Annotated in this window: 7 protein-coding genes; all 7 read right to left on the bottom strand. The window is 35.3% G+C overall.

What is annotated here, in order from left to right; translation table 11 throughout:
* Positions 1-1,859 (bottom strand): anaerobic ribonucleoside-triphosphate reductase (gene nrdD / locus QZ334_RS05545; RefSeq protein ID WP_295232587.1); only part of this gene is annotated, 1,859 nt, incomplete at its 3' end.
* Positions 1,860-2,102: 243 nt separating this feature from the next.
* Positions 2,103-2,906, bottom strand: coding sequence for a CpsB/CapC family capsule biosynthesis tyrosine phosphatase (locus QZ334_RS05540; protein ID WP_227720776.1), 804 nt, complete (start codon positions 2,904-2,906; stop codon positions 2,103-2,105).
* 264 nt (positions 2,907-3,170) lie between these two features.
* Positions 3,171-3,617: a VanZ family protein gene (locus QZ334_RS05535; RefSeq protein WP_295232584.1), complete on the bottom strand. Its 447-nt coding sequence runs from the start codon at positions 3,615-3,617 to the stop codon at positions 3,171-3,173.
* A 36-nt stretch (positions 3,618-3,653) separates the two neighbouring features.
* Positions 3,654-4,820, bottom strand: a complete 1,167-nt coding sequence (locus QZ334_RS05530) for a nucleotide sugar dehydrogenase (protein WP_129822900.1) — start codon at positions 4,818-4,820, stop codon at positions 3,654-3,656.
* Complete coding sequence (locus QZ334_RS05525) at positions 4,821-5,918, bottom strand: NAD-dependent epimerase/dehydratase family protein (protein WP_295232576.1); 1,098 nt, start codon at positions 5,916-5,918, stop codon at positions 4,821-4,823. It lies immediately after the preceding gene.
* A 26-nt stretch (positions 5,919-5,944) separates the two neighbouring features.
* On the bottom strand, positions 5,945-7,396 hold the full coding sequence (locus tag QZ334_RS05520) for a lipopolysaccharide biosynthesis protein (RefSeq protein ID WP_295232574.1): 1,452 nt from the start codon (positions 7,394-7,396) through the stop codon (positions 5,945-5,947).
* A partial coding sequence (locus tag QZ334_RS05515; RefSeq protein ID WP_295232571.1) for a CapA family protein occupies positions 7,396-8,278 on the bottom strand: 883 nt, incomplete at its 5' end. The genes QZ334_RS05520 and QZ334_RS05515, both read right to left, overlap by 1 nt.

Below are 8,278 nucleotides of genomic sequence, written 5' to 3'. Positions count from 1 at the left end.
TAGGAAATACAACCGCCAGTCGATTTCTTTTGGAATTCAGATTCAAAATTAAACTTATCAAATACATTGATTTCTTCACGAACATTTACGTGATAGCTATTAGTATAATATCCTTTATCGGTGATATCTTCAATTACACCAAAACGAGCACGATCTAGAGAAGAGAATCGATTTGTTAAGCTTTCAGCAGGTGTACCATATAAACCAAAGCCAAGATTATGTTTATCATGCCATAGATTGATGGCATCATTTAAACGATCCATAATTTTCATGGCGAATACACGACCTTTTTCACCTGTGTTAGACTCACCAGTAATCAATCGAGTTGCTTCATAAATACCGATGTAGCCAAGAGAAATCGTTGCATAACCACCAGTAAGGAAGCGAGCGATTTTTTTTCCTTTTTTTAGGCGCGCAATAGCACCGTGTTGCCAATGAATTGGCGATACATCACTTACGACATCCTTTAATAAGTTGTAACGTAATAGTAATGCTTTTTCAGCTAATTCAAGACGTTTATCTAAAATTTCAAAGAATCTTTCTTCACTACCGCGAGCTAAGATGCCAATTTGAGGTAAGTTCAAACTTACAACACCCATATTAAAGCGACCATCAAATTTATAGTTCCCCTTTTCATCCTTCCAAGGAGATAAGAAAGAACGACATCCCATTGGGCTAAATACATTACCTTCATAGTTTTCCTTCATCTTCTTAGCGGAAATGTAATCTGGATACATGCGTTTAGCAGTACATTGTGCAGCAAGTTCAGTTAAATAGTAATATGGACTATCAGGCGTTACATTATGTTCATCAAGAACATAAATCAATTTAGGGAATGCTGGCGTAATATATACATCAGCTTCATTTTTTACACCCTTAATGCGTTGTCGTAAAATCTCTTCTGTAATAAGAGCAGCCTCTTTAGCGTATTCATAATCAGGTTTAAAATACATAAACAATGTAACAAATGGAGATTGACCATTTGTAGTCATCAATGTATTGATTTGATATTGAATAGTTTGGATGCCATCCTTAACCTCTTTACGCGTGCGTTTCCATGCAATTTCACGGGCTTTTTCCATATTTGGTTCCATCCCGTAAATCTCAACTTGTTCTTCAATAACATTGTTAAGGATTTTTTCGTAAGATTTACGTACGAATGGCGCCAAGATGCGATCGATACCATTAATACTTTGACCGCCGTATTGACCAGATGCAACTTGGGCAATAATTTGCGTTGTTACTGTACATGCCACTTGGAAGGATTTAGGTGTATCAATTTTCTTACCATTGATAACCGTACCATTTGTTAGCATATCTTCCAAATTGATCAAGCAACAGTTAAACATAGGCTGGATAATGTAATCCATGTCATGGAAGTGAATAGCACCACTATCATGGGCTTCTAAAATATCTGTAGGAATTAATTTACGACGAGCAATATCCTTAGATACTTCACCAGCAATTAAATCACGTTGTGTAGATACAATTGCAGCATCCTTATTAGAGTTTTCATCGAGAACGCTAACATTACTACGATCTAATAAACCAATTACATCATCATCTGTAGTATTTTGACGACGTTTAAAAGCTTGAACAGCTTTGTAACCTTCATAGGCACGTGCCGTTGCAGGGTTATGATACTCAATCAACTTGTAGTACACTTGATCTTCAATAGCATAAATTGTCATGTCCTTTTGGAGCTTTGTAGCATATTCTTCTATTTCATCAGCAATACGCTGTGCCAACCCCTCTTCGTACAACCCTGTACTGCTATGCTCGGCTTTTTCTATAGCCAAAGCAATTTTGTTTTTGTCGAAAGGTACCTTTGTACCATCCCGTTTAATGACCTGCAACATATTGGCAACCTCCCCATTTTGTTACCGCTGAAATATATGTTATGACAAAGAAAAAAGTATGGTATACCATACTTTTATAAATTTATATGTAAAAACGTAAAGAATTATTAGTAAACTCTCTATTTTTACTGCTAACTCAGTATACTATATATGGTGGTTGTTTTCAAGAACAAATACTATATAAAGTAAAAATAGGCTCTTTCAGCCATGCTAATATAGCATGAATAAAAGAACCTATTTAAATTATAATGTAAACCCAAATAGACGAGTCAAGAAGTTAGATTTTTGACCTACCCAACTAGAAGGAACAGTAGGATAGAATGTGCGATCAGCTAAAAGATCGCGCTCATTGAGATGAATATTTGGCAACAAATCTTTTTTGTATGTACTGTCTAATTTAGAAATAGCTTCTACATACCCTTGATGCGCTTGTACATCACTTTCATTACAATAACCAGTGCCAAAGAAGTGAATTAATCCATTACGATATAATTCGATCGCTCTATGATAATTAGCATTACTATGATTAAAGGATGCCATGTTACATTGAATTAAAATCCCTTTATCTACCCATTCCAATAACTGTTCTGGTTTTGTAAATAATTGGCGATGCGTTTCTACTTCACTAATGATAGGAACAATGCCCATATCTAGTAAGCTTAGCAACCATGCATTAATATGGTGAACCTTACTATTTTCCGGTAATGCTACTAACATAAAATGGCTATTACCCAACAAATACTGATTGCGATGAGCAACGATATATTCAACCATTTCATCACAAAGTAAAACGCGAGCACCACTGTGAATAGTAACATCTACTTGTTGCTCACCTACTGCAAGTTTTACATCATTCAATGTTGTTTCCATTTCATCCCAAGTATTCATATCCATAGATACTGTCACATCAGGAGTACTGAAAATATCTGTAATTCCTTGTTCAGCCAAAGATTTTATCATTTTTACTGATTCTGCCATTGTTTGTGGCCCTTGAGGCCCTAACACAGCTGGCAAAATGCAACCATGTAAGTCAACCACGCGATTCATATTCTTTCCCTTCTACTTACGATATCCCCTTACAGATATCGTTCTCTTTATAAATTTCATGTTGTTCTCATTTATTTTTCATTTTCTATTCATGATTATATCAAGGGAAAAGTAGCTTGTATAGTGATTTTTATATAAAAATAGATAAATTATAATGTGTTTATTTAATATATTATTTATATTTTCATATTATCTTCATTAAAAATACCTCATAATCGCTAAGATTATGAGGTATTTTTCACTCATCTGTATATTATTAACAATTTAATTTTTAAATGTGCTTCTCTTATACCTGATATAATAGACTAATTTTACCACTAAAATACCAATAAAAATACCTACTGTATCGATCAAAATATCAGAGAACTGAGAGCTACGGCCTGGTGAAAATCTTTGTATAAATTCATCAAGACTAGCTATCAACATTCCTAAACCTATAGTCTTAATTACGGTACCATATGTAATATATCGACGTAGAATCGTATATAAAAGACTACCAAGGATTGTAAACTCTGTGAGATGAGCTAATTTTCGAACAATCCTATTCAAGGTCCATATATTTCCATGAAAACCTAATTTATTTGCTAAAGGAGTCAAAGTCTCTGCAAAAAGCAAACTAAATCCATCTGATGATCCACCATTCTGCATCGAATTATCCCATATAAAAAATACTATTAGCCCTAACAGGATATATAGTATCCAACGTTTCATACTACTCTCCTAAACGCCACAATACGTATACTCACATTAATCGCGGTCAAAAATGTCTCTTGTGTAAACTTTATCCTTCACATCTTCTAAACTCTTATCCCAACGGTTAGCTACTATGACATCACTAACACGTTTAAAGTCTTCAAAGTTACGAATCACAGGGGAATTAAAGAAGTCTTCTGCATCAAGAGTCGGTTCATAAACAACTACTGCAATCCCCTTCGCTTTAATTCGTTTCATTACACCTTGAATTGCAGATGCTCTAAAGTTATCAGAGTTCATTTTCATAGTCAAGCGATAGATACCAACAATTTTTGGGTTCTTTCCTATAATAACATCTGCTACATGGTCTTTACGAGTTCTGTTAGCATCTACAATAGCAGAAATTAGATTTTGTGGAACATCATTATAGTTAGCTAATAATTGCTTAGTATCTTTTGGTAAGCAATAACCGCCATAACCAAAGGATGGATTATTATAGAAGTCGCCTATACGAGGATCTAAACAAACACCATTAATAATCTGGCTTGTACTAAGACCACGAACTTCGGCATAAGAATCTAACTCATTAAAGTAAGCAACGCGCAATGCTAAATACGTATTAGCAAATAATTTAATAGCTTCTGCTTCCGTAGAATCCGTATATAATTGAGGCACATTTTCTTTGATGGCACCATCAGCTAATAGTTGACCAAAACAACGAGCTCTTTTAGAGTCTTCTCCTACCACAATACGAGAAGGATGTAAATTATCATATAAAGCTTTACCTTCACGTAAGAACTCTGGAGAGAAAATCAAGTTCTCTGTGTTAAATTCTTTACGCATTTGAGCTGTGTATCCAACTGGTACTGTTGACTTGATAACCATAACAGCATCTGGATTAATATCTAATACTGTTTTGATAACTTGCTCTACAGAAGATGTGTCAAAGAAATTCTTTTGAGGATCATAATTAGTAGGGGTTGAAATAATAACATAATCAGCATCTTTAAAGGCTTCCACAGGATCTAGTGTAGCTTTAAAGTTTAATTTCTTAGTAGCTAAATACTCTTGCAATTCTGCATCTACAATAGGTGACTCTTTTCGATTTAGCATCTCTACCTTTTCAGGGATAATATCGAGGGCTACTACTTCATTATGTTGTGCTAATAAAACACCATTTGAAAGGCCTACATAGCCGGTCCCAGCAATTGCAATCTTCATTTATTTGCCCTCCGTCATATAAAACTCTTTATACCATATAGCAAATTTCCGTAACCCTTCGCGTAAAGATGTATTCGGTTTGAAGCCAAAATCTTCTTCTAGAGCACTTGTATCTGCATAAGTGACAGGTACATCACCGAGTTGCATAGCTACTAATTCTTTATGGTTTTCAAAATTGTAATCTTCTGGTAATACACCAGCAGAAACCAATTCCTCTGAAAGAATACGTACAAAATCGAGGAGATTTTCAGGATGACTATTACCAATGTTATAAATAGCATACGGTGGTACTGGCAATCCATCAGCACCATTACGACGCTCTGGTGCTGCACACATAACCTTGGATACGCCTTCTACAATATCATCGATATAGGTAAAGTCACGTTTACAATTACCATAGTTAAAGATTTTTATGGTCCCGCCACTACGCAATGTATTAGTAAAACCAAAGTATGCCATATCAGGACGCCCTGCAGGACCATATACAGTGAAGAAACGAAGTCCTGTACTAGGAATGTTATATAACTTGGCATAAGAATAAGCCAATAATTCATTTGATTTTTTTGTAGCCGCATAAAGAGATACAGGATTATCTACTTTATGATCTGTAGAGTATGGAATTTGTTTGTTCGCTCCATATACAGAAGACGATGATGCATAAACTAAATGCTCTACTCCACTTCCACCGTTATCATAAGAATGACGACAAGCCTCTAATATATTGTAAAAACCAATAATATTAGACTCAATATAAGCATCAGGATTCGTAATAGAATAACGCACACCAGCTTGTGCTGCTAAATTAACAACAACACGTGGTTTATAAGTAGAGAAAATTTCTTCAATAAAGGCCTTATCTGCAATATTCCCTTTTATAAATATCCACGTATTTTTATTATCTTTGCTCATCTCATCAATTTGTTGCAATCGATAATCTTTTAAAGCCACGTCATAGTAATCATTAACAGAATCTATGCCGATAATTTGAGTTCCTTCTGCTTCAGATAACAGGGACATAACAAGATTAGCCCCTACAAATCCAGCGGCTCCCGTTACTAGGATCACCGTGTTGTTTAAGTCTACATTTTTTGAAAGCATATGTACTCCTTTCATAGTTCTGTTAATTATGAGCGTCTTACTTTACTTAATACTTTATCAACGCCAGAAGTGATAATAGTGCGCTCAGATGGTATGAGATATAAGATAACCACATACAATACAACGCATAAAATCATACAAGCTATAGTCCACCATACCGCATCATATAAATGTAAAATACTATATGCAAGAGTACCAACAATAGATGCCGTAATTAGATATACACCTATATTAGTAATCACCCGAAGGGCACTCATATGTATAAATAATGCTAAGAAAATCATGGCAACCATTAACATTTCCATGCGTACTATTGAACGAGCATAGACAAATGTACTAAAGTCATACTGAATACAAATATAAATTACCGGTATTAATACAACTAAATGTAATATTTGAGTCCAGAATGATAAATTAGGAACTCCTTTTGCACGGAATACTTCAGAGATCAAATTCGCTGTTACTGTCATAATAGCGGAACTCAAGGCCCAAGATCCCAATACAATACCTGCTAACTTCCATTGTGGTCCCAATAAGAGATCAACAACAAAGTCTTGGAATACAAACAAGCCTATCCCTATAGGTACTAAAAAAAGAGCCATATAGCGTTGGAAGGTAAAGAATGTATTGGAAAATGCCTGTTCATCCTGTTGAACTCGACTTAAAGCGGCAAATAATACAGGCGCTAAAGATGAAGTAGCCATAGCCATGACAGTTGTAACAATAGCCATAGGCATTTTGTATATCCCTAAATAATAGGCATCCAAAAAGCGACTAATAATGAAGGTATCCACCCATGCGGTAAGCCAAATAGAAAATGCTTCAGCCAATGACCATGCACTATAACTAAACATATTCATAAAGACTCGAGAACTAAAGTAGAGATGGATTTGATTTTTCCTACTCTTCAATAAGGCCAAAGCCGTAAATAACTGAGCCCCTAACATACCAGCGATTAAAGACCAATAGTCATATCCCATGAGCGCCATAGGTATGGATATCAATATAGGAGTCAGAATTGTGATGAGCCGAATGTTAAGTAGAAACTTAAAGTTAAAATCCCGTCTATACAAGGCCATTTGTACACTACTGAAAGCAGAGAGCGGAATCATGGCCCCCATTATGGCCAATGGTATGCCTAAGCCATCATTTCCAACTAATACGGCCAATTCATCACGACCGACTATAATAGCCCCCCACAAGAGTAAAGAAAGAACTAAGTTGGCAATAAAAGCTACATCTGTAGCCTCCTGTTTTTCTTTATCACTTTCAAACTCATGCTGCACAAGAAACTTTTGGAATCCCGCATCAGCCAGCATTTCTGCAAAGGATATAACCATCATAATCGTTGCCAATATACCAAACGCCGTAGGCGCTAGCATATGGGCCAATATTATATTTGTTAGTGGTGTAATAAGCTTTGCTAAAACCTCTGTTATAACAGACCATTTAGCAGCAGCTACTATTTTTGTATCCATTATTTTTTATTGATATTCTTAATGCCCCGCAAGAATAATTCATGGTGAGCTTCACATTCCAAGTAATTTTGAATTGCCAAATAACTTGTTTTTCCTAAAATGAGTTGCATTAATTTTCGTCCAAATAATCCATTTATTGCACGGATAATAAAAGATCTACCTAAAAATTCACGCAAATATCGCTTTACATGAGTATCAGCAAAATCCTTATATGCTTGAGCTACAAAATGAGCATCTCTAATGTTTTCACTTCGCTTTTTATATTCCGTCAATGTTTCAATAGCTTCTGATTCAGTAGCCAAACGAGTTCCTTTTTCAGTACTACGAATTGGCACTTCAGAGACAATAAAGCTATCTTTTGATGCCTCTACACTGATTAATAAGGAATCTTTTACAAACTCCTTATGATGTATATAGGATTCGGAGTTAAAGATAAAGTTACCTTGGCCATAAATAATAGTCCCCTTACCATAGTCCTCACGAGAACCTATACAATGACTATGTTGGCAAATTACAAGGTCTGCCCCTTTATCAACAAATTTTCTACAATATCTTTGTAACATTGGCGATGGATAGCGATAAAACTCCTTCCCACCGTGATATAGGACGATAACATAATCACAAGTTTTCTTTAAAGCTTCTACATCATCAAAGCTCTCTAATACATCAAATGGATTAGCCCCCATTGTATGACAAGAAGCAACGGTAAACTCATGTTCTGCACATAGGTAAAATCCTATACGTATACCTTCTTTTTCAAAGATAAATGGCTTTTTAGCTGCTTTTACATTAGCACCAGCACCTGCATTTTTAATATCATGCTTTTTTAATAACTCCAGTGTAGTAGTTAATCCTTCTACACCATGATCTAAGGAGTGATTA

The sequence above is a fragment of the Veillonella sp. genome (assembly GCF_019414865.1).
Classification (GTDB): Bacteria; Bacillota; Negativicutes; order Veillonellales; family Veillonellaceae; genus Veillonella.
Note: the sequence above shows the minus strand (reverse complement) of the source record. Positions and strands in the feature narration are given on the sequence as shown.